This is a genomic window from Pollutibacter soli, from assembly GCA_029269725.1.
Taxonomy (GTDB): Bacteria; Bacteroidota; Bacteroidia; order Chitinophagales; family Chitinophagaceae; genus Pollutibacter; species Pollutibacter soli.
The window spans coordinates 331,495-355,011 of sequence record JARJHS010000001.1 but is presented as its reverse complement, the minus strand read 5'-3'; the positions used below and the strand labels follow the sequence as shown (position 1 = coordinate 355,011).

The 23,517-nt window shown below is 42.1% G+C and carries 21 protein-coding genes; 8 read left to right on the top strand and 13 right to left on the bottom strand.

Annotated features, from left to right (window positions below; genetic code table 11):
- Positions 1-3 precede the first annotated feature (3 nt).
- Together P2W82_RS01520 and P2W82_RS01515 are read right to left on the bottom strand one after the other, a co-directional pair.
- The gene (locus P2W82_RS01520; RefSeq protein ID WP_336514063.1) at positions 4-774 is read right to left on the bottom strand and encodes an ABC transporter ATP-binding protein; all 771 of its coding nucleotides are present in this window, start codon (positions 772-774) and stop codon (positions 4-6) included.
- A gap of 48 nt (positions 775-822) precedes the next feature.
- Entirely contained in the window at positions 823-1,977 is a 1,155-nt protein-coding gene (locus P2W82_RS01515; RefSeq protein WP_336514062.1) for an acyl-CoA dehydrogenase family protein, read from the bottom strand.
- 47 nt (positions 1,978-2,024) lie between these two features.
- Here P2W82_RS01515 and P2W82_RS01510 point away from each other — a divergent pair, with 47 nt between their 5' ends.
- Positions 2,025-3,047: a cation diffusion facilitator family transporter gene (locus P2W82_RS01510; protein WP_336514691.1), complete on the top strand. Its 1,023-nt coding sequence runs from the start codon at positions 2,025-2,027 to the stop codon at positions 3,045-3,047.
- Positions 3,048-3,119: 72 nt separating this feature from the next.
- Here the strand turns inward: P2W82_RS01510 and P2W82_RS01505 are convergent, their stop codons facing one another.
- The 3 genes from P2W82_RS01505 to P2W82_RS01495 are packed head-to-tail and all read right to left on the bottom strand — an operon-like array spanning position 3,120 to position 8,449.
- Positions 3,120-5,624, bottom strand: a complete 2,505-nt coding sequence (locus tag P2W82_RS01505) for a DUF5686 and carboxypeptidase regulatory-like domain-containing protein (RefSeq protein WP_336514061.1) — start codon at positions 5,622-5,624, stop codon at positions 3,120-3,122.
- Between the two features lie 3 nt (positions 5,625-5,627).
- Complete coding sequence (locus P2W82_RS01500) at positions 5,628-5,984, bottom strand: hypothetical protein (RefSeq protein ID WP_336514060.1); 357 nt, start codon at positions 5,982-5,984, stop codon at positions 5,628-5,630.
- A 26-nt stretch (positions 5,985-6,010) separates the two neighbouring features.
- Positions 6,011-8,449, bottom strand: coding sequence for a penicillin acylase family protein (locus P2W82_RS01495; protein ID WP_336514059.1), 2,439 nt, complete (start codon positions 8,447-8,449; stop codon positions 6,011-6,013).
- A gap of 121 nt (positions 8,450-8,570) precedes the next feature.
- Between P2W82_RS01495 and P2W82_RS01490 the strand changes: the two genes are divergently transcribed.
- Positions 8,571-9,179 carry a MiaE family protein gene (locus tag P2W82_RS01490; protein ID WP_336514058.1) on the top strand — a complete coding sequence of 203 codons (609 nt, stop codon included), beginning with the start codon at positions 8,571-8,573 and terminating at the stop codon, positions 9,177-9,179.
- Positions 9,180-9,572: 393 nt separating this feature from the next.
- Here P2W82_RS01490 and P2W82_RS01485 read toward each other — a convergent pair whose 3' ends face one another.
- From P2W82_RS01485 to P2W82_RS01475, 3 genes are read right to left on the bottom strand one after another with little or no spacing between them, the layout of a single operon-like run.
- Entirely contained in the window at positions 9,573-10,208 is a 636-nt protein-coding gene (locus P2W82_RS01485; RefSeq protein WP_336514057.1) for a uracil-DNA glycosylase family protein, read from the bottom strand.
- Between the two features lie 34 nt (positions 10,209-10,242).
- Positions 10,243-11,220 carry a GSCFA domain-containing protein gene (locus P2W82_RS01480; protein WP_336514056.1) on the bottom strand — a complete coding sequence of 326 codons (978 nt, stop codon included), beginning with the start codon at positions 11,218-11,220 and terminating at the stop codon, positions 10,243-10,245.
- Between the two features lie 41 nt (positions 11,221-11,261).
- Positions 11,262-12,113, bottom strand: a complete 852-nt coding sequence (locus tag P2W82_RS01475) for a hydroxymethylglutaryl-CoA lyase (RefSeq protein WP_336514055.1) — start codon at positions 12,111-12,113, stop codon at positions 11,262-11,264.
- A gap of 200 nt (positions 12,114-12,313) precedes the next feature.
- Here P2W82_RS01475 and P2W82_RS01470 point away from each other — a divergent pair, with 200 nt between their 5' ends.
- On the top strand, positions 12,314-12,973 hold the full coding sequence (locus tag P2W82_RS01470; protein WP_336514054.1) for a DUF6134 family protein: 660 nt from the start codon (positions 12,314-12,316) through the stop codon (positions 12,971-12,973).
- A 161-nt stretch (positions 12,974-13,134) separates the two neighbouring features.
- Here the strand turns inward: P2W82_RS01470 and rlmB are convergent, their stop codons facing one another.
- From rlmB to P2W82_RS01445, 5 genes are all read right to left on the bottom strand, one after another.
- Positions 13,135-13,875, bottom strand: coding sequence for a 23S rRNA (guanosine(2251)-2'-O)-methyltransferase RlmB (rlmB, locus tag P2W82_RS01465; protein ID WP_336514053.1), 741 nt, complete (start codon positions 13,873-13,875; stop codon positions 13,135-13,137).
- A 4-nt stretch (positions 13,876-13,879) separates the two neighbouring features.
- Positions 13,880-14,440: an NUDIX hydrolase gene (locus P2W82_RS01460; RefSeq protein ID WP_336514052.1), complete on the bottom strand. Its 561-nt coding sequence runs from the start codon at positions 14,438-14,440 to the stop codon at positions 13,880-13,882.
- A 66-nt stretch (positions 14,441-14,506) separates the two neighbouring features.
- Positions 14,507-15,766 carry a methionine adenosyltransferase gene (gene metK, locus P2W82_RS01455; protein WP_336514051.1) on the bottom strand — a complete coding sequence of 420 codons (1,260 nt, stop codon included), beginning with the start codon at positions 15,764-15,766 and terminating at the stop codon, positions 14,507-14,509.
- 46 nt (positions 15,767-15,812) lie between these two features.
- Positions 15,813-17,264 (bottom strand): DUF4270 family protein, encoded by a 1,452-nt coding sequence (locus tag P2W82_RS01450; RefSeq protein WP_336514050.1) that lies wholly within the window; start codon positions 17,262-17,264, stop codon positions 15,813-15,815.
- A gap of 39 nt (positions 17,265-17,303) precedes the next feature.
- The gene (locus P2W82_RS01445) at positions 17,304-18,119 is read right to left on the bottom strand and encodes a glycogen/starch synthase (protein WP_336514049.1); all 816 of its coding nucleotides are present in this window, start codon (positions 18,117-18,119) and stop codon (positions 17,304-17,306) included.
- 104 nt (positions 18,120-18,223) lie between these two features.
- Between P2W82_RS01445 and panC the strand changes: the two genes are divergently transcribed.
- The 5 genes from panC to ppk1 all read left to right on the top strand — a co-directional run bounded on the left by panC (position 18,224) and on the right by ppk1 (position 23,456).
- Entirely contained in the window at positions 18,224-19,066 is an 843-nt protein-coding gene (gene panC, locus P2W82_RS01440) for a pantoate--beta-alanine ligase (protein WP_336514048.1), read from the top strand.
- Positions 19,067-19,198: 132 nt separating this feature from the next.
- Positions 19,199-19,543: an aspartate 1-decarboxylase gene (gene panD, locus P2W82_RS01435; RefSeq protein ID WP_336514047.1), complete on the top strand. Its 345-nt coding sequence runs from the start codon at positions 19,199-19,201 to the stop codon at positions 19,541-19,543.
- Positions 19,544-19,564: 21 nt separating this feature from the next.
- On the top strand, positions 19,565-20,590 hold the full coding sequence (locus P2W82_RS01430; protein WP_336514046.1) for a lysylphosphatidylglycerol synthase transmembrane domain-containing protein: 1,026 nt from the start codon (positions 19,565-19,567) through the stop codon (positions 20,588-20,590).
- The gene (gene rfaE2, locus P2W82_RS01425; protein WP_336514045.1) at positions 20,562-21,053 is read left to right on the top strand and encodes a D-glycero-beta-D-manno-heptose 1-phosphate adenylyltransferase; all 492 of its coding nucleotides are present in this window, start codon (positions 20,562-20,564) and stop codon (positions 21,051-21,053) included. Before P2W82_RS01430 ends, rfaE2 begins: the two co-directional genes overlap by 29 nt.
- 306 nt (positions 21,054-21,359) lie before the next feature.
- The gene (ppk1, locus tag P2W82_RS01420; protein WP_336514044.1) at positions 21,360-23,456 is read left to right on the top strand and encodes a polyphosphate kinase 1; all 2,097 of its coding nucleotides are present in this window, start codon (positions 21,360-21,362) and stop codon (positions 23,454-23,456) included.
- Positions 23,457-23,517 lie beyond the last annotated feature (61 nt).

Sequence of the window (23,517 nt, the reverse complement as noted above, 5' to 3'; positions counted from 1 at the left end):
GCATCAATGACTAAGTATATCGATAAACTCTCCTGCTGTTGAGCCATGACCGGTGCTTCCGGTGAGTGAAGTAAATATTTTTTCGAGCGATCCGGTATCTCCGAGTTTGCGAAGATCTTCGAAACTTCCGTCTGCAATTATTTCCCCCTGGTTGATAATGATGATGCGGTCACTCAGCTTCTCCACAACATCCATGATATGCGATGAATAGAAGATTGTTTTCCCTGATTGTTTCAGCTGCAGCAAAATTTCTTTGACCAGGATGACAGCATTTGCATCAAGTCCACTCAATGGTTCATCAAGAAAAATGATTTGCGGGTTGTGCATTAAACCAGAAATCAACAACACTTTCTGTTTCATACCTTTACTGAAACCGTTCATTCTTTGCTCTGCATTCTCACTCAGTTTGAACAGACGAAGGAGTTCAGTGGATTTGTGGAGGATGTCGTTCTCTCCCATTCCATAGAGGCGTCCTGCAAAGCGCAGGTACTCCATCGGCGTAAGCACTTCATACAAAGCCGCATTCTCCGGTATATAACCAATATATTGTTTGATATCCAGCGCCTGCTTGCGTACATCCATTCCGAGTACAGAAGCCTCACCTTCAAATTCATCTAAAATTCCGGAAAGGATTTTTATTGTAGTACTTTTTCCGGCACCATTCGGACCAATATATCCAATGATCTGACCAGGTTCAATCGTCAGGGAGATTCCCTTCAGAACATATTGTCCGTTATATTGTTTTGCAACATTCTGCGTCTGGATAACTGCCATCAGGAACTGTTTACGGAGGAAAAACAATGAAGTCGCAAAACGGTTCGGTTATTTGAGTATCTGCCGTCCGATTACTATGCGTTGTACTTCGCTGGTGCCTTCATAGATCTGTGTGATTTTCGCGTCGCGCATGAGGCGTTCGACATGATATTCCTTTACATACCCATATCCGCCATGGATCTGAACAGCTTCTGTTGTAACCCACATCGCTGTTTCCGACGCATATACTTTGGCCATGGAAGAACTCAATGAATAATCCAGGTGCTGGTCTTTTTCCCAGGCCGCCCTGAGACATAACAAACGCGCTGCTTCGATTCGTGTAGCCATATCCGCGAGTTTGAATTGTATGATCTGGTGCTGCGAAATTTCCTTTCCGAATGCTTTACGTTCCTTTGAGTAAGCTAATGCCAATTCATATGCACCTGAAGCGATTCCCAAAGCCTGTGACGCTATCCCTATTCTACCTCCTGCCAACGTCTTCATCGCAAAGCTGAATCCAAATCCATCATCACCGATCCTGTTTGTCTTGGGAACTTTTACATCACTGAAAAGAATACTGTGGGTATCACTTCCGCGAATACCCAGTTTATTTTCTTTAGCTCCAACTGTTACGCCCGGCCAGTTTTTTTCGATGATTAATGCATTGATACCCTTGCTTCCTTTCGATAGATCTGTCTGCGCCATTACTAGATATACGGATGCAGAATTACCATTGGTGATCCAGTTTTTTATCCCGTTTACCAGGTAATAATCACCCATGTCCACCGCTGTCGTTCTTTGCGAAGTTGCATCACTTCCAGCCTCAGGTTCGCTCAGCAAAAATGCACCTATATAAAGTTCACCATCCTTATTTCCGCGAGCCAAAGGCTTGAGGTATTTTTCTTTCTGATCCTCTGATCCGAAAGTTTCAAGCCCCCAGTTAACAAGGCTGTTATTGACACTCATGCACACACTCACACTCGCATCAATTTTACTGATCTCCTCCATCGCCAAAACATAGCTTACTGAATCCATCCCTGCCCCGTCATATTTCGGATCAACCATCATTCCCATGAATCCCAGTTCGGCCAGTTTCAATATCTGTTCTTTCGGAAACTGTTGTAGTTCATCTCTCTCAATTACTCCAGGTTTGCATTCATTTCTTGCAAAATCACGGGCCGCCTGTTGAATCATTAACTGCTCTTCGGTGAGTTGAAACTGCATAGGTCAATCGTCTTTAGAAACGCAAAATTAATTCAAATGAGGCAGAAATACTAACACCTGTTCGTATCTTCAGCAAAACCTTCTTTATCTCCCGGATTAACATACGTACGCAGCGACTTGTTACCATCATTGCCGTGGTATTATTCATAGTGAAACTGGTGGCCTGGTGGTTAACAGATTCGGTGTCAATTTTGACAGATGCGCTTGAAAGTACCGTCAATGTGGTTGCCGGGATGATCAGCCTGTACAGCGTTATTGTAGCAGCGAAGCCTCGTGATAAAAATCATCCTTATGGCCATGGGAAAGCAGAATTTGTTTCCGCGGCCGTGGAAGGAAGCCTGATATTTGTAGCAGGTTCCGTGATCATTTTTGAGGCTGTACGCACCTATTTCCATCCCAGAAAAATCGACAGTCTTGACTCAGGTATTATCCTGGTTTCGATAACCGCAGTCATAAATTTTATTGTTGGTACTTATACGATGAGGACAGGGTATAAAAATAATTCCCTGGCTTTGATCGCCAGCGGAAAACATTTACGGACTGACACATTTTCGACGTTAGGAATTGTAGCCGGACTGTTACTGATATACTTTACCGGATGGCTCTGGGTTGATAGCGTAGTTGCTATCAGCTTTGCTGTCCTGATACTCATTACAGGAGCAAAAATTATACGCAGGTCACTCGCTGGTATTATGGATGAGTCAGATGCCAAACTACTTGCACAACTCGTGGAAAAAGTGAATGCCAATCGCAATGAAAACTGGATCGATCTTCACAAACTCAGGATCATAAAATTTGGCTCAATATTACATGTAGACTGCCATCTTACCGTACCATGGTATCTTACTGTTCGTGAAGCACATGCTGAGGTCGATCGGTTTTCAGAATTTGTAAAAAAAGAGTTTGGCGAAAGCGTCGAACTTTTTATTCATTCTGATGGCTGCGAAAATTTTTCCTGTTCAATTTGCCTCAAACAGGATTGCCAGGTGAGACAACATGATTTCGTAAAACGACTGCACTGGACCATTGAAATGGTTTCCGATGATTCCAAGCACAGTTTAAAAACCTGACGCTCACCAGAATGCTTGCTGGGGAAGTAAATTCATCCGACAAAAAATTCAGGATCAGTTCCCGGGGATAAACTAATAATCTTCGAAAATCGAATTGAACGCTTTTATTCCTATTCGTATGTCGCTGCCATAAAATCCATTTTCGGAGAAACCCCACACATAGTCAATTCTGAAAATTTTAAAGATATTATCGATGCCGGCAAACACTTCGAAATAGTAATTGTTTTTGTTGATGTAAAGCATATTGCCTCCGGTCACAAGATGCAGGTTATATCTCCTGATTCCAGGTATTTTATTTGTAAGGAATCCATTGTACCGATGTTCAAGATGCATCCGGAAATAAAAATCTGCTGTGTTTGATTTCAGATAATAGGAAAGCAACTGGAAACTGTTCAGGTAAGGATTTGCTTTTATAGAAAGGTTGGCTTCATAGTGCTGATAATCCGGGATCGCTACCTGGCTCTTACTCAGAAATCCGCCCGTCACTCCATGATATCTCAGCTCACCAACAGTTTTCATATTGATATTATCCTGAATTGAAAAGAACCATTTATCAAACTCAATATCGCTGCCGATAATGTTTCTGAAGCCACGTGTATAACCGAGTCGTAATACGGGGTATTTTGACCCGATACTGATCGTTCTGTCAGGCAGTTCAATATAATTTGTTCCCGGCCTGTACGTGATGGTAAAAGCGGTAATAAATGCCTGGTGGTGCGTCAGGTTCTGGCTCGTTAACTCGGTAGGATAATTTGGTGTGTACTTCGTTTTATTTTCTGATTTCCCCCAGAATGTGGTAGTATCAGTATTTTCTAACGGATACCTGTTCTGGTAATGAACATTTGCATCGAACTGAAAACCTTCTCCAAAAGCTTTGCTATATCCAATGGATGCAAATCGCGCCTCATAAATTTTCATGAAGTTATTTCCATCAAATAAAGTAGAAAAAGTATTGATGACCTGGGGAATCGGGTTGTCATTATTGAACTGGTAAATTCTTTTCCCGCCGGAAAATGAAACACTGTTTCTCAGTTTATTTCCAAACCGGTACGAACTGATAAAAAATGCATTGAAATGTTTATTACTGAATCCATATCGAAGTACTGGCGTAATGCTTAATGATTTTCTTCCGGTCCAATCCTTTGTAAATGTTCCGGATGTCTGCACCGACAATCCCTCTACCGTATTAAAGCTGACACTTTTTAATACTGGATCGTATTCAAATGAACGATTTTTACTTCTTCTCTGAAATGTTTGTCCGTTAAGTACCAATCCCGAAAAGGTAAGTTTATTCTGTCTTCGATCCAATGAATCCAGGTATTTCGGATCCTGTCGTTGTTTTTCAAGACTATCCTTTCTTCTGAAATCCACTACCTCTTCATCAAGCAGTGGGACGGGTCGTACAGAATCCCAATATGCCTGGCTTCGTTTATTCGACGCCGTATCATACCTGAGTACGATTCTATCAAAAAATTTCTTTCTATATACTGGCTCAATGGTATAATTAGAATACAGTGTGGTAAAATACCCTCCTCCATCAAATCCAAACATTTTAATCTGTGGATATACATTTTGGGTCTGTAACATCCAGATATCTTTGGCCACGGGCATATAGATCTGATCAATGACCAGCTGATTTACAATTTCCACCTGCGCCTCCTTTGTCAATGTGAGCTGCAGACTATGTATTCTCCATTCGTTTTCTACAATCTGGATATATCCACTGAAAACCGGTTCAAACTTTCTTTTCGGAATCACCTGGATCCTGGAAACCTGTACTCCATCTTCGATAAATGCACCAAGATATTTATACCTGTAATAGTACAAGGCATTATCTGCTATTGGTGATATAAACCCCCGGGGATTCAGAAGACGCGGCAACATTACATTATTCTCATAAAAAGAAATCATTTCAGGGTTACTGAACCCCAAACCATTAGATTGCCCGCTCACCCGGGTGGAAATCACTTCTACTTTCTGCTTATTGGGTTGAGTAAATGAATATTTAGCTATGGTCTCAGAAAGAAAAACGATCCTGTTTCGTCCACTGTCCCCATCTTCCAATTCAATCCGCTGACCCATAAATTTTTTGGGAAATTCATTCAGTTTGATTTGCCCTTTGATATAAACATCACATTGATATGCGCTGACCTGCTTAAGATAATCCGGTCTTTTTTTAATTGCATTTCTGATGATCTCATAAGCCGGATCTTCACCACCTGGCTTGATAACGATCTCCTGTAATGAAAGTGTAACCGCCTTCAGAACAAAATTGAAAATGACCGGTTCGTTTCCAACTGTCAATTGCTTCTCCCGCTTTTCATATCCCACATATTGACAAATGATCGTATAATCGCCGGGAGTCAGATCAAGAAAATATTCTCCATTACTGTTGGAAGTGGTACCAATGGTTGTACCCTTGATAAGCACAGAAGCAAATGGAAGAGGAATGCTCTGTGAATTGAATACTTTTCCGGAAACACGCGTGGCATATGAGTTTATGCCTGTCAGCATCAATACTGAAAGTATGACCAGGTATGAAAAGTACGGATATTGAATTTTCTTACGTGCGTGCAAAGGTTAATTATTTGATTTCATAACAGACCGTAACAAACTGCCGCTCAACGCTGCAAGACCACCAATTAGGGCACCGATCAATGCAGTAACCAGTACCAGTAACAAACTATTTTCTGTTTTCAGAACCAGTACGGACATTTTATTTGCGAGAATGTCCTGGTTGGCTGCAGATCTCGCCCAAGCCATCGTACCCCAAAGCAAAAACAATGCAATCAATCCGCTTAAGAAAGAAAAACCAGGTTTCAGATGAATGAAAACAGCTACTGCAAAAGAAGCGATCGCTATACTCCACCATGGAAGATATAATCCCAATGCAAATGCGAGCAAAGCTGTCAATATGATAGATACTAAAAATTTCATCCTGCGTACAGTTTATTGATTTTATATCATGGTCTGCAATGCAGATGCCATTTCACCCTGCTGTCGTTTGCATCTCCCGGTTTCATTATCCAGGCAGTATAATATTTTCCTTCGGCCCAGGTGTTTACAAAATTATCATAATAAGGACTGCCCGGGTTCCCACTCTGACCGCCAGGATAGACTACTTCGGCCGCAACAGGGGTGGTCATGTGTACCACCATTCGCCAGCTCGGACCATGCGTATGCTGAGTTGCATTTAGAATTCCGTATCCTCCTCCATTCATTATTCCCGCTTTTGCAAATGGAAGCGCGCCATCTCTTAACAAATGATAGATTGTTGTGTTTTTGCTTTTGGCCCACTCAAGTTTACCTTCACTTTCAATTTTCTTCAACACTGTTGAAGCACGCATAAAAGCAGATGTAACCATTGTAGACAGCGATTCAACTTCAGGAGTATTGATATTATCGACAAAACGATATATACTATCTCTGAGTAATCCTTCGAGCAGAACAAATCTTTCCGGTCTTATAACGGGCAAGGGTGAACGATTAAGATCGTCATCAAAAACCACTGCCTGCAAACTATCCCACCAGGTATTGAAACATACCGGCCCTTTTTCCTCCGGATCGTTGTAAAAATTCCAGTGACTTAGTATGTCGAGATATTCTTTATCTTTTGAATCCAGCCGCCCGGTTTCAATATTCATCAATAAGATGGGTAACGCCTGAGATGCAAAAACATTAAAGTTGTTGTTCTGCAGTTTTTTCATATCATCGACTGTGATATTCTGCATCTCAGCCAAAGCTTTATTTAAAGTAATTCCACGGTATACATCATAACTGCCCGGAATAAAATAAGGATATGTTGAATCTACCGGTCGCTGATTGGCGCTTCCCACAAATCCCTCAACAGGATTATGTGCGTGAGGATTTTCCTGTTGCGGAATATAACCATGCCACATATAGCTGCTGTCGGTACCCGGCATCAGGAACTGGCCCTGCCCTTTCCAGCGTAATGGGAAATTCGCCTGCGCCCACATGGCTATGTCTCCTGAACGATCTGCAAACGCTACATTCTGACCAGGAACATTCAGGTATTTTACCGCGGCACTGTAGTCATCGTAATTTTTTGCACGATTCAGCAATAGCCACATGCGCAATGCGTTCGAAGGATCGTGCGCCACCCAACGCAACGCGTAAGCGCCTTCGGTATTCAATTTATCACGATTCGATTCATCATAAATAACCGGGCCGAAAACGGTGTATGAAACAGTATCAAGGATATCCGCTTTGCCTTTTATCTTGATCACTTCCACGCGCTGATTAGCCGGCTTCCAGGCATTTTCAAACCAATACTCAGACCTCGTTTCATCTTTAAATTTGATTTTGTAGTAGTCTTTTACATCGCGACCAGCGTTGGTAAATCCAAAAGCGATATTTTCATTGAAACCAATAACAACCGCAGGTATCCCGGGAAAACTTACACCATATGAATTGTAATTGGGAGTACTGATCTGTATTTCAAACCATATCGAAGGAAAACTCAGGTTGAGATGCGGGTCGTTAGCCAGAATAGGTTTTCCGCTCTGCGTTTTAGAACCAGCAACAACCCAGTTATTGCTACCATTCGCAGGATCTGGTTTGAATTCATCAGTAAACCACAGAGAATCCGTCGAATGAAAATATACAGAATCGGCATTTGCCGGAGGCATGTAAGTAGTATCGGGCCGTGCAAATGGTGTTCCCTTCGCAATGATCGGAGATAATGAATCCGGTATTGCAGGAAACAACAAATTGAATTTTTCTTCTCCCAGAACACGCAACGCATTTGTATACTCAAAATCGTGATCATATCCTGCGAGATCATTTGTCATCGCCTTTATAAACAACGCTGTTTTGAGGTTATTCCATTTTTCAGGTTGATAACCCAAGAGTTTGTATTCGATTGGCAACTCGCTGGAAGAAAGAGAAGAAATATAACTGTTTACACCCGCGGTGTATGCATCGCATGCTGCAAGTACTTCCGGATCACTTTCGATTGACTTCAACATTTGCTCAGCGCCAAATACAAGTCCTTTGCGACGCTGATTTCTGTCATACGATATCGCACGATCCCCAATGATCTCGCTGATACGACCGGCGGCAGCGTGGGTCTGAAATTCCATCTGCCACAACCTGAATTTTGCATGGATATAACCCTGCACAAAATAGGCATCGTTTTCTTCTTCAGCCATGATATGAGGCACCAGACGTTCATCATAATAAACATCGACTTTCCCTTTCAGTTCAGGAAAGCGAATGTCTTCATTATATGTCTGATTAATCGCCTCAGCGTTTTGCCAGATACCTTCCTGAGGACTCAGCAACTTGCCCAGCGCCACCGGCGCCAGTTTTGTCGACCCGAGAATATAAATCAATACGATAGTCAGGATGGATGATAATACCAGCAACAGGACTCTCACCATAGGTTGGTTGATTGATCTTCGAAAATAGTAAAATCCGTTTGGTCAGTGTGAATTGATTTGATAAATGATGATGCCCCTACATTTAATAACCCGCCTTATTTTTGCAACTCAGCCGTTTTATATGGAGGAACTAACAGATGTAAAAAATATTCTTCGTCTTGAATTACCAACCGATCCGCGTTGGGTGAATCTGACAACTATTTCTTTGGAAGATATTCTGACAGATCACGCTTATTGCGAACAAAAGGCCGCTACCAGCTGCATTTCATTGATCCAACGCTATCCTGAAAAAGAAAAAATGGTGGAGGAACTTGCGCCGATTGTTACAGAAGAATGGGGACATTTCCGACAGGTGCTTGCAGAGTTAAATAAGAGAAACTTGAAACTCGGCCGCCAGAGAAAGGACGCGTATGTGAACAAGTTGCTGGAATTCCAGACCAGAGGCGGATCAGAAGCTGATCGTTTCCTCGACAAATTATTATTCTGCGCCTTGATTGAAGCCCGGAGTTGCGAACGATTTAAGCGATTGAGTGAAGGGCTGGAAGATCCTTATTTCCGCAATTTCTACCGGAAGTTTATGGAAAGCGAGGCAGGGCATTATACATTGTTCATCAAACTTGCAGATCATTATGTTCCAAAAGAACAAGTCAGAAAAAGATGGAGAGAATGGCTGGCTTATGAAGCAGAGATTATACGAGGGTTAGAAGTAAGAGGTGACAGAATACATTAGGGTACAGGATTATGGAGTAAACGCTAATTCTGAAAACAGAAAACTGAAAACCGGTAATAAGGCTGGAGTGAACCGTCAATGCTGTCATTTGCAGAGACAACGCATGCGTTGTCTCTGCAAATGACAGATATAAAAAATCAGAAACAGACATACTGTTATGGAAATAACTGCGCTGGTTATGACCACCTGGCTGCCTGAACACACCCTGACAAATGATAACTCAAAATCAGAATACAGAATACAAAAACAGAAAGTAGCATTGAGAAGAAAGTGCAATTGCACGCTTGTTAGTACAATCTGACTACTAATTCTACTGCCCTGCCTGCCGGCATACAGGCTCCCTACTCTTGCCTCCTGTCTGGTTTAAAAAGCCTGAAAAATAAAACCGACAACTCAACCTAAATTCTTACAATACAACTCCACAAATTCCTCCATCTTCTTCCTCCGATACTGCATCACCCAACGCGGATGTGGAAGTGGAACAATTTCCTCAAAGAAACCGTGCGTCTGATTAACTGCAGACAAATATTTAAAGTTTGATCCTTCACCCAGGCAAAATGCTTTTGTAGCGGAAGGAATCAGTTTTAATTGCTGATGAAAACAATCGATGATGAATGACTCGGCACTTTTGATCAGCTGCTTATCATCATAGTAATTCATATTTTTCCCTTCACGAATAAAGCCAAGAGGACTAACCGCAGTGAAAAAAAATTTATTATAGAATTTCGCCGGGCCTCCATAAGCAGTTATCACGCGATAGATAAAATCCGCAGACAATTCAGTTCTTTTCTCCCAGTCATTTTTTATTCCGCAATAATTCTCCAGCTTTTGCGGATCGGTAAAAGGGATGCCGGTGATTCCCCCTCCCAGCCTGCCCGGGTTAATGCCTATGAGATATGTTCGCGGATGATCATCGTGATAATATTTCTCATAAAACTGTTTCGCATAACCGAATGCATGATCATCTGCATACGGATTCATAATTCCAACACCTTCCGGCAACGGAAAATCCATTTGCAGATTTCGCATAAAATTCAGCATACGGTCGCTTATAAACTTGTTTTCAAATGGCATTGGAGAAATAGCTGATCTCGTCATTAAAATCAAGAAATGGAAACTTCTGCGCAAGCGCGTAGGTCTGCTCAAAGTATTTGTTCAAAAAGCTCTTATGATGATCTGATTCAGGATGAAGTGGTTTGTGAACACGCGCAGCATTGATTTTATGAATCTCTCTCATCACTTCACGCGACTCCGGTGCAATGCAACTCTCTGCAAATTTCTGCCATACATATTCGGTGGCCTGGTAATTCGGATGAACCATATCTTCTGCAAAGAAGCGATAGTCCCTCAGATCATCGATAACTAACTCATAAGCCGGGAAATAATGCATTTTATCAAATTTGTCGACGAGATGATGAACTGCATGCAACAATACTGCCTTGCTGCGATTATTTTCTATCAGTCCATCACGCAAATGCCGGACCGGACTTATCGTAAAAATGATATTCAGCTCAGGATTAAATATGTGAAGCTTGTAAATCATTTCTTCAATCGTTGCCTGGACCTCTTCAATCGAAAGCAACCTTTTGTTGAAATTGACCGCGGGTACCTTGTGGCAGTTCGCTACAATTTTATGATCACTTAATTCGTATACAAAGGCGGACCCCAACGTAAGCACCAGCCATCGGGAAGCCTGTAAAAAATGATGCGCCTCCTGTACGGAATTGTTCATGTTCGTCAATGCAGTATTTCGATCCGCACTCGAAAACCTGCTGTGAAATGACCAGCTGGACCAGATACCCTGTTCTTCAAAAAGTTCTTCAACTGTGTACTGTCTGGCGATGATGCAATCATTAATCGACTGTGCCAGGCTTACAGGATTAAATAATATGCCGTGCGGATTATCGAGAATCCTGAATTTATGATTGCTGAGCTTTGCACTCATATGCTCCGTAAAACATGACCCGGATAAAAAAATCTTATCACGAAGCTGCATTTTTTTATCCAGTGGCTGGGGTTGCAGTTCCAATCTGAATTCCATCTGAAAAAATTTTATTAAAATCTTTGAAGGATCAATCTCAATTACACAAACAGACCAGCAGCGATCCTGCTGCAATGAGAAAGTTCTCTTTCATCTATTCCTGTTTCAACTTTCATCTCTTTAAAAAATGAATACATTTTCTCTGTATCCATATTTCCGACGAGCGCATTTCCTGCCATCGGGCACCCACCGATTCCTTTCAATGCTCCATCAAACCGGCGACAGCCCGCAGTATAAGCGGCCTCCAGTTTTTCACGCCAGTTTTCTGCAGTGGAATGCAGGTGAACGCCAACGGTAGTGCCAGGCAAAGCTTTCACTACTGCTTCGGTTATACGACCTACCTGCTCTGCAGTTGCAACGCCAACTGTATCTGCCAGCGATATTATTTCAATCCCCATCGAATGCATTTTCAGAGCCCAGTCGACCACTTCTGCCTCATTATACCGATCACCATATGGATTGCCAAATGCCATCGAAAGGTAAACAACCAGTTGCTTGCCGGTTTTCATGCAGGCATCCTGTATAGTTGCAACACGTTCAATAGATTCTTCCATCGAACTATTTGTGTTCCGGAACTGGAATGTGGGGGAGATGGAAAAAGGAAAACCGAGAAAATGGATGTGTTGCCAATGGGCCGCCTGTTCCGCACCACGGAGATTGGCAACTATCGCCAAAAGCTTCGTTTTTGTGCCACTGAATTCCAGCTTTTCAATTACATCAGGTGTATCAGCCATTTGCGGAATCGCTTTAGCAGACACAAAACTTCCGAAATCTACCGTGTCAAAGCCGCATTTCAGCAAGGAATTGATATAATTCACTTTCACTGCCGTCGGTATAATTGCCGGCCAACCCTGCATGGCATCCCTGGGACATTCGATCAGTTGAACCTTCATCTGTTATAATATAACTTATTAATGCAAGATATGAAAGAGGACTTTCACCGGTTATAGTAACCATACTCACCGGTTTAGGGTAAAGATGGAATTAAATTTGTATCTACTTTTGTAACGAATCTGCTTTCATACCTGTCATACTACAAAAGCAGAGAGGATCGGGATCGCTTGCCATGTATTAAAAAATACAATGGAAAGTTATGGGGTACAAAGTAAAATCATATCGTCAACCGAAGCTGACTTCCACAAAGTTCAATTTCATCCGGATATTATTTCTGATCAATATTTTACTGCTCAGCACTGCATCAATCTCTCAAAATAAATCCGATGGCACTGATCTCTATTATGACGTTCTGAAAAATAACACTGTCATTGGCCAGATACATGCAGTCAAAAAAAATAATTCTGCGGCAACGGAGTACATTATTGAATCCAACGTTAACCTGGAAATGATGGTGGTGGACTTCAAGATCTATTCAATTGTACGGGCTGCATTTTCAGAAGGGCAGCTGTTACAGAGTAGCCTGGTACGTAAGGTAAACGGAAAAGAAAAAGTGAATCTGAAAATTAATAGGTCTGATGATAAATACATTTTGCATGAAGCATCGTCAGTGAAAACCATCAGCGAAAAAATTCTTTATACTACCGCATGCCTCATGAGTATGGAACCGCTGAACATTGTGAGGATTTTTTCAGAGAATCTGAAACAGTTCATTACTGTGAAGATGGTTAAGCCGCATATGTATGAGCTTCAACTTCCTGACGGAAATAAACATACTTACTATTACGAAAATGGAATTTGTGTGTGGGCGAAAGTGAGTACCTCGATTTCAGATGCGATGTTCCGGTTGAAGAGGTGATTTCAGGCAGCAGGCAGGAGAATGGAGATTTAGTAGTAAGTAAAAAGTAACAGGCTTTCCATGCAGGACCTCATATCATTTGCGATCGCTTATATTTCGTGGTTCCCGTTTTCGGTTTCAATTTTCTTCCTGTTTCTGTTTCCAGTTTCTGTTTTCTCCCTTCATATGCCGCGTTGCTTCATCGCTTCAAACAATATAATTCCCGTTGCAACGCTCACATTTAAAGAATCAAATTTCCCTTTCATTGGAATTTTGAAACGGATATCTGCAGCCTTGCTCATATAGGGCTGAACACCTTTATCCTCACTACCAATGATAATCGCACAGGGCTCCTTGAAATCCACAGAAGTCAAATTTTCCTCTCCGGTAAGATCACTGCTGTATACTTTGATCCCGCTGAGATGCAGACTGTCAACGGCTTTCAGCAGACTGCTGACACGGGAAACTTTGATTTTTTCCAGGGCACCAGCAGAAGCTTTCAAGGCTTCTTCATTCAAAGCCCCTACTCCCCGATCAGGAATGATGATTGCCTGTGCACCGCAGACCACAGCCGTTCTCGCAATACCGCCAATATTCCGGATATCTGTCACACCGTCAAGAATCAGAAACAGCGGTACTTCTGCATTTGCAAAACACTGATCAATTACATCCTGCAGTTCGTAGTAATTCACAAGACTGCTGACAGCAACCACGCCCTGGTGATTACCACGGGATAGTGACATCAGTTTTTCCGTTGGTACCAGGTTAACGGGCACCTGCAGTCGAACTGCTGTTTGTTTTATCTCAGGAATAATATCGCCGGCAGCATTTTTCTGAATATAGATTCGTTCCATTGGCCTGCCATCTTTCAGGGCTTCCAGTACCGGCTGTCTTCCGATGATCAATCCTGAACTCTTGCTCATAGTCTTATTTTGAAATACCGCTGTTTTCTTCGTGCAAAAAAAGTTTCAATCTCAAAATTCCGCAAACCGTAAGTGAATCTGTAATACTGCCGTTGATCACCATCTGGTACACTTCTTCAACATGCATTTTCTTCACCTGCAGATCTTCTGTTTCTTCCGGACTTGCCTTGCCTTGCTGCAATCCGCGTGCAAGGTAAACTATACCATATTCATCGGAAACCGAATTGGAAAGATGAAGTGTTATCAATTCATCCCACCTGGAAGCTGTAAGCCCCGTTTCTTCCTGCAATTCGCGTTTTGCTGAATCAATAGCTGGTACCGATAATGCCCCCCCTCCTTCAGGAATTTCCCAACTGTACTGGTTCAAAGGAAAGCGGTATTGCCCGACAAGATAAATATTCCCCTCTTCATCCATCGGGATTACACCTATAGCCAGGTTCTTGAAATGAACCTTTCCATAAATACCTTTTCCACCACCAGGCTGAATAACATCAAACTCGGTAACACTGATCCAGGGATTATCATAGACCAGTTTTTCGGAGAGAATTGTCCAGGGATTTTCCATCGCTTTAAATGATTCGAAAATAAAAAACCTCCCGCTATGGGGAGGTTTTTTTACCAGGCAACCTGTTTATTTAATTTTGAAAGCCTTCTTTACCTTATCAACGAAATCAAGTTTCTCCCAGGTAAACAATTCCACTTTTACTTTTTTGCTTTTACCATCTGCAGAGCTGAAAGTTTTTTCTACAACTTCATTTACACGACCCATGTGACCGTAAGCAGCGGTTTCGCTATAGATCGGGTTGCGCAATTTCAGTCGTGTTTCGATAGCATAAGGACGCATATCGAACAATCCTTCCACTTTTTTAGCGATCTCACCATCAGTGAGGTTCACTTTTGCAGTACCGTAAGTATCAACAAAGATACCCATCGGCTTTGCCACACCGATGGCATAAGAAACCTGCACAAGGATTTCGTCTGCAACACCGGCAGCAACAATGTTTTTAGCGATATGACGAGCTGCGTAAGCTGCACTACGGTCTACTTTGGAAGGATCTTTTCCGCTGAATGCACCACCACCATGCGCACCTTTTCCACCATAGGTATCAACGATGATTTTTCTTCCGGTCAAACCTGTATCTCCGTGAGGACCACCGATCACAAATTTCCCGGTCGGATTGATATGATAGTTGATTTTATCGTTGAAGAGGGCCTGTACTTCTTTTTTACATTTAGCTTTTACACGAGGGATGACGATTTCACGAACATCGCTATTGATTTTTGCCAGCATCTTATTATCTGCTGCAAAATCATCATGCTGTGTGGAAACCACGATAGCGTCTATGCGTAATGGTTTGTCGTTATCATCGTATTCGATCGTCACCTGGCTTTTTGCATCCGGGCGCAGGTAAGGCATTTTAGAATTTTTCTCTCTTCTGATGTTGGATAGTTCCTTCAGAATTTTATGAGCCAGATCCAATGCCAGTGGCATATAGTTTTCAGTCTCATTGGTAGCATAACCGAACATCATGCCCTGGTCGCCGGCGCCCTGGTCTTCTTTCTTTTTTCTTTCAACACCCTGGTTGATATCGGCTGATTGTTCGTGAATAGCTGAAAGAATTCCGCAGGAATTCGCTTCAAACATATATTCACTCTTGGTATATCCTATTTTGGCAATAACCTCACGGGCTATTTTTTGAACATCGAGGTAGGTATTCGATTTCACTTCACCTGCAAGTACAACCTGACCGGTTGTTACCAGCGTTTCACACGCCACTTTCGAATTTGGATCCCAGGCCAGAAAATTATCAATTAACGCATCTGATATCTGATCGGCTACTTTGTCAGGATGACCTTCAGAAACACTTTCAGATGTAAATAAGTAAGGCATACTAGTTCAGGTTTTTGTGAATATTTAGTTTAAGATATGCATAACTTCAAATCAGTGAATAAATTATGCGAAGTTTCATTTTTCTTCCCGAATATGAGCCACCTCCGAGTTTCACCCGGTTCCAGGCAAGCGTATTCAATCCAAACCCCATAAATAGATCGGGATATCTTACCACCCATGGCGAGTACAGGTATAGGGGAAAATTGGGTGTGTTTTTAGTAACTATCGACTGTACATATCGGCTGATGAAAAATTTATACTGCGCAAGGGAAACGCCGTTTTCGGTAACCGGCTTATTCACTCCACCAAACGCGGCAGGATTGTAATTAAGGGAAAGAAATCCATCAAGCAGGATCGGACGTTGCTTTTTTATTGTCGTATCTAAATAGTCGAGGTATAAAGCCGGCGGGGCCGTGAGAATATTGTTCAGATCATTCGGCCCGGGAACCTGGGTCATTTCCAGTGATGCCAGGTGAACCATTACATTTCCTCTGGTCTGTACAAAATTGTTGAGCGATGGAATTTTGATGATATTGTAGGTACCCGGACTGGTCTGTATATAGCTGACGCTGTCTCCTGCAGGATTTGAAGGTATATGTGCTGCGATTTCAGATCCTGAATAGTCCCTCACGATATGATTCAGATGCGCACTAAATGTCACTGCATCAAAATTGAAATTTCTTGCAGTTGTATCATCAACACCATTTTTCTTGTATCGATAATATAATCTGAGATGGGTACTCGTGTCATTAAGAGCAAAATTCATCAGGGCATTAGCATTGGCACCATCGCCCGTAGTTTCAGGAATAATAGCAAACCCATTAAAAAATGCCCTGAATAAACTGTCTGAAGCATAAGGGTGGAATGCCGCACTGTCCTGGGCAAGAAACCGATTTCCCAGTTCGTCGTTAAGACGGATCCGCAATTGTCCGGCAAGCTTCTGACCAACAGGGAAAATAGAATCATTTAAAATACTTGGAGCAAAAGTTTTTGAACCAAGAATACCCGGTTTTACCGGCGCACTGATATTCGTTGCATACGATGTATCCCTTCGAACGACCTGGTCCATTTCATAAACATTCACTTTCTGAAGAGCAGTAGTATCTCCCCAGGTACCCGTCCATTTCATACAAAGAACGATAGAATCAAGGTAGAGACTATCCTTTACGTTTTCAAAATAGTACTTATAAAATGTGGGTTTGAGTTCGAGATAAATAGCTGCGGTAGTTTTACCAAACAAGGGATCATTAGATATATAACCTAAAACATGATCAGAAGTGGTTCCCTGAACATCCCTTCCCATAACCGGAAGAGCTGAGTCTCCGAAATAATAATTGGTAGAAATTACTTCGAGCGAAGTATCGAAAGTGTGAACATTATCGACAGCAGGCAAAAGATCGACACCGATATCTGTCGTCTTGATTTTAGTGCAATTCCCGAAAAAAACTACAATAATAAGTACGGCCGCAAATCCTCCCAGAACGCTTTTAAAATTCACCTATAATGGGTTTATTCAGTGTTAGTTATACTTCAGGAATCACTTGTTCGCAAGGTCGGTATACAATTGTAAATACTCTGTTAAATCAGAATCTGCATTGTATGGAATTACCTTCTTTCCGCGCACTTTTCCAAACTCCTCAATAAGTGCGGAATTCACTTGTTCATCACCGAAAGAAATAGCATCTGCATGTGCAGCACCACCCCTGAATAAAGCAGTATTATTATTTTCCTTGAAAGCTTCCAGATCCTTTTCCTTAATACTGTTATGTATTACCGCTCTCTTCAGGAAATCAGTATGCAGTTTTTCTTTAAATGTATTCTGACCAATAGTATAGATTACTTTACTGTTTCCGAACACAGGCTCTTTTTTATAAGCTGTCTTCAGATAGAAAGGAATTAATCCGGTCATCCATCCACTGCAATGGATAATATCAGGCGGCCATCCAAACTTTTTTACAGTCTCCAGAGCACCTTTGCAGAAGAAAATCGTGCGAAGCCAGTTATCATCGTACCATTTATCATGCTCATCCTGGAAAATGTATTTCCGCTTGAACATGTCCTCGTTATCCAGGAAGTATACCTGCAAACGGGCATTAGGTAACGACGCCACTTTGATTTGCAGCGGGTAGTCGTCATTGTCAATCGACACATTGATACCAGATAGCCTGACAACTTCGTGCAAACGATGTCTGCGTTCATTGATTACGCCAAAACGAGGCATAATACACCTTACTTCAAAGCCACTGTCATTCGCCTTAATCGCCAGTTTATTCACGATCTCTGAAAACTCAGTGAGTTCCAGGTAGGGTGACATCTCATTGGCAATAAATAAAATTCTTTTCTTTGTTACCATCCGGGGCAGGTTAAAAGATATAAAGGGTAAAAAAGGTTTGCAAAGGTAAGGATATTCTCTAAATAGCATTCCTGTACCAGGTTAAAGTGTATTTAAAGAATTATATGATCATTCATTCACATATTTCACCACTGCAGCAATCGCTGGAAAATGAGCGGTTTCAAGGGAAAACTATCGGCTTTGTTCCTACAATGGGTGCACTGCATGAGGGCCATCTCCGGCTGATCGATGCTTCAAATCAGGCGTCAGATGTGACCGTTTGCAGCATTTTTGTTAACCCTAAGCAGTTTAATGACCCTAAGGATTTTGAGAAATACCCGAATCGCATCGGTGCCGATCTGGAAATGCTTTATGCGCGTGAAGCCGCGGCGGTTTTCATCCCGGCCGTGGATGAAATGTATCCACCGGGAGTTGCTTTTAATAAGACTTATGATCTCGGCGGTCTCGACACCCGGATGGAAGGCGCCTTCCGGCCCGGGCATTTCCAGGGCGTTTGCCAGGTAATGGACCGGCTTCTTCATATCGTCAATGCAGATCTCCTGTTCATGGGTCAGAAAGATTTTCAGCAATGTCTGGTGATTAGAAAATTACTGGAAATCACGGGTTTAAAAACGAAGCTGGAAATTTTTCCGACCGTCAGGGAAACCAGTGGACTGGCCATGAGCAGCCGCAATATGAGGCTCAGCGCAGAACAAAAAGAGCAGGCTACCCTCATATATAAAATACTAATGGATCTGAAAAACGACCTGAGACCCGGTGACCTGGCATCGTTAAAACGGTCTGCCATAAGCGAACTTACCAACGGTGGCTTTAAAGTTGATTATGTTGAAATTGCCGATACCGAAAACCTCAACCCTATCCATTATTGGGACGGCAAACAAAAAGCTGTTGCAGTCGTTGCAGCTTTTTTAGGTGAAGTGAGATTAATTGATAACATGTTGCTGTAAACATTAAACAACTAATAACTGTTAGATCGCATAAATAGTTTGTTCGATCTTTTCTGAACACTCAATTTCGATAGGTAGCGGCAATAATCTCTGCTGCAAATCTGATAACCCGATATCCCTAACTTTGCCGCCATGTTAATAGAAATTCTGAAATCGAAGATTCACCGGATGACCATTACTGAAGCCAACCTGCATTATGTAGGCAGTATTACAATTGATGAAAATATCATGGAGGCTTCCGGAATTATTGAAAATGAAAAAGTACAGGTAGTTAACGTAAACAATGGATCACGGATTGAGACTTATGTAATTAAAGGGAAGCGTGGATCCGGTGTTTGTTGCCTGAACGGACCAGCTGCGCGACGTGGCGCTGCTGGTGATATTGTAATTATCATTTCTTATGCAACAATGGAATACGAAGAGGCTAAAGCCTTTAAACCATGGATCGTATTTCCGAAAGAAAATAACCAGCTGTAGCCTGACTTTGAACATGACCACATGAAGAAAATCATCCTAACCACTTTACAGTATATTTTCTTTCTCGGACTGGGACTTTTCCTGCTATGGTGGACAACAAAGGACCTCTCTCCTTTTGAGGTTGATCAGCTCAAAAACGCTTTGAAAGAAGCCAATTACCTGCTGATCATTCCTGCGATGATTTTTTTGCTGTTAAGTCATTACAGCCGGAGTCTGCGATGGAAGATCCTGATGGAGCCGTTGAACTTTCAACCTTCCACCACGAATACTTTTTTCGCAGTGATGCTCGGATATTTTTTCAACCTGCTGGTTCCGCGACTAGGCGAAGTAATGAAATGCACTATCCTTGCCCGTTATGAAAAAACTCCCGTTGACAAATTAATCGGTACGATGGTGGCAGAAAGAGCCATTGATGTGATCTGTCTGATCATTGTGATCTTTATCACCATTTTTATTCAGATTGATATTGTAGGGGATTTTGCTTTGACTGAGTTCAAAAAAGCATATACCACCAGAAGCGGAAGTTTCGACACAAAAAAGGTTTTGGTTATTCTTGGTGGAATGGTCCTGATAATAGGTACGGCAATATGGGCATTAAGAAAATATCGCCATATTGGCTTTATCGGAAAAATAATTACCGGAATCAAAGGCATCTGGCAGGGATTGACCAGCATACGTTTTGTAAAAAGGAAAGCTGCATTTGCATTTCATACGCTGTTTATCTGGGCCATGTATCTACTGAGCATCAGGATCGGTTTTTATGCGATGGAGCCCGTAAGTCACCTGGGAATCGGGCCTTCATTTACAATCCTTACGTTTGGAAGCCTTGCGATGATCATTACTCAGGGTGGAATCGGTGCATACCAGCTCGCAGTGCAGAAAACTCTCACGCTTTACAATATTGGAGAAGTCGATGGTCTCGCCTATGGCTGGCTGTTATGGGCATTTCAGACAATATTGGTGCTGGTTATAGGCCTGTTCTGTCTCTTTATTTTACCTTTTTATAACAGAAAAAGAAATGAAAAACTCAGCCTCGGTAAAGGATAAAATTTATAACCGAATAGACCTGGCGCGCCAGGTGGAACGTTGGAAACTGCTGAACAAAAAAGTTGTTTTTACCAATGGTTGTTTCGATATTCTGCACAAGGGTCATATCGAACTTTTATCCAAAGCCGCTCAGCTCGGGGACATACTCATTGTCGGATTAAATGCAGATTCCTCTGTAAAAAAATTAAAAGGAGAAGAGCGCCCGGTTAATGATGAGAATTTCCGATCGGAAATCATGGCTGGTCTGCTTATCGTTGATGCCGTATCGTTATTTGAAGAAGACACACCTTATGAACTCATCGAAACAATTGTTCCCGATATTCTTGTTAAAGGAGGCGACTATAAACCAGAAGATGTCGTCGGTGCTGAGACTGTCATAAAAAATGGCGGAAATGTTGAAATTATCCCCCTCGTAAAAGGATATTCAACGACAGGAATTATTCAGAAGATAAGAGAACTTTGACAAAGTCAGCGCTGTGACCTAAGGTGCAACCAGGGCCGGAATTCCGGTGTCGTTTAGAAAATGCGTTGAGTCTTTAGCTACCTCTTGTATTATCATAATTGAAATGATCGTTTAACTTTACGCAAACATGATTTTCTGATTTCATTATTCCTCGTGGGTCTGAAAAATAAAAAATGATAAATATTTTTACTTAATCTACCTCACTGCCCCCGGGCTTCTTCCCTCTTACTTTTCAGTTCTTTCTTTCAAAAACTTAATCTTCCTTTTTAGTCCACTGTTTTATATTTACGTTTCCCAATATATAAAATGACGAAAGCGCCGAAAAAGACGATTCCAAGGGATATCAGCTGGTTATCATTCAACGCCCGGGTATTGCAGGAAGCGGCTGACCCAACTGTGCCATTGAAAGAGAGGATAAGGTTTTTAGGTATCTTTTCCAATAACCTGGACGAGTTCTTCCGGGTAAGGGTAGCCGCTTTGAAAAGGATGATCAGTTTAGGGAAGAAGGCAAGGATGCACCTCGAGCAGTCTCCGCAAAAGATACTTGATTCCATCCAGCTGATCGTCCTTGAACAACAATCAGAGTTCAACCGGATCTGGAATCTTATTCTTCAGGAAATGAAGAGGGAAAAGATCATCATTAAAACGGAAAAAGATCTTACCCGGGATCAGCAGAAATTTGTGACGACTTTTTTTGAAGAAGAGGTTCGTTCGAATGTGAACCCGCTGATGATTGAGAACATTCAGGAGTTTCCGTACATGCGCGAAAAATCTATTTACCTGGCAGTCGTCATGTCGAGGAAAAATTCTGCCTATAAAAGAAAGTACTCCCTGATCGAAGTGCCTACACGTGCAGTTTCCCGGTTTATACAGCTGCCATCTTCGCGGCCTGGTGAACACCAGATCATTTTGCTGGAGGACATTATTCGTTTTAACCTTCCACAGATTTTTGCATTTTTCGAATACGAAAAATTCTCAGCACATATAATCAAATTTACAAAAGACGCTGAATTTGATATTGACTATGATGAAGCCTTGTCACTAACGGCAAAGATTGAACGAGGTTTAAAAAACCGCAGGCGTGGCAAGCCTGTACGTTTTACCTACGATAAAGAAATCGATCCTGCATTGCTGGAATACCTGATTCGCAGGAGCGGACTGACTAAAAAAGATCACCTGATCCCCGGCGGGCGCATTCATAATTTCAGGCATTTTATGGACTTCCCTTCTGCTGTTTTCCGGGGGAAACAAAACCGGAGAAAGCCATTCATGCAACAGGATCTGAGTAACACTACAAGGGTAACAGATGTTATCCTGAAGAAAGATGTACTGCTTAGTTTTCCTTATCATTCCTTCAATCCAATCATCGACCTGCTGAGGGAATCCGCTATGGATCCGGATGTAACGATGATAAAAATTACGGCCTATCGTCTCGCCAGCCAATCCAAAGTGGTTAACGCATTGATCAATGCCGCCAGGAATGGCAAACAGGTGATCGTGGTGCTGGAGCTTCGTGCAAGATTCGACGAAGAGAACAACCTCGAATGGAAAGAAATACTTGAGCTGGAAGGAGTAAAAGTGGTCACCGGCGTTCCTGATCTGAAAGTACACGCTAAGATCTGTCTCATAAGGAAAAGAAAGAATAACCAGACGATCCACTACGGCTTTGTAAGTACAGGGAACCTCAACGAAAAAACGTCGACTGTCTACTGCGATCATTGCCTGCTCACGGCCAATAAAAACATCATGGCGGATGTAAACCGCATATTCAATTACCTGGAGAATCATACAACAGGCGCCAAATACCTGAAAATGTGCAACACGTTACTCATCAGTCCCACCAATATGCGAAAGGAACTGCTGAAGAACATACAGGCTGAAATCAAGGCAGCGCGCTCGAAGAAAAAAGCATCAATAACAGTAAAATTGAATTCACTTTCGGACGATATATTGATCTTTAAATTATATGAAGCAGCAACCGCGGGCGTAGAGGTGAAGATGATCATCCGCGGTATTTGCTGCGCATTAACACAGAATAAGAAATTCAAAGTTGCTATGCGGGCCATCAGCATTGTTGACGAATACCTCGAGCACGCGAGGGTATTGATCTTTCATAATCAGGGTAAAGAAAAAGTAATTATCTCCTCTTCTGACTGGATGGTACGAAATCTTGATCATCGTGTTGAAGCCGCGGTAGTTATTCAACAGCCTGCGATTGCAAAAGAGTTAAGGGAAATAATCGAAATCCAGCTCAAAGACAATGTCAAAGCCAGGATACTCGATAATCACCAAAATAACAAATACGTCAAAGCAGTCGGTAAGAAAATAAGGTCCCAGGTGGAGATATATCAATACCTTCTTAAAAAAACAACTGCACCGGCACAGGTTGTTACACAAGACTAATCCCTGTTTTTAAAATAAAAAAGACAGTTCAACAAGACGGATGGCTTAATATTGCCGTAAA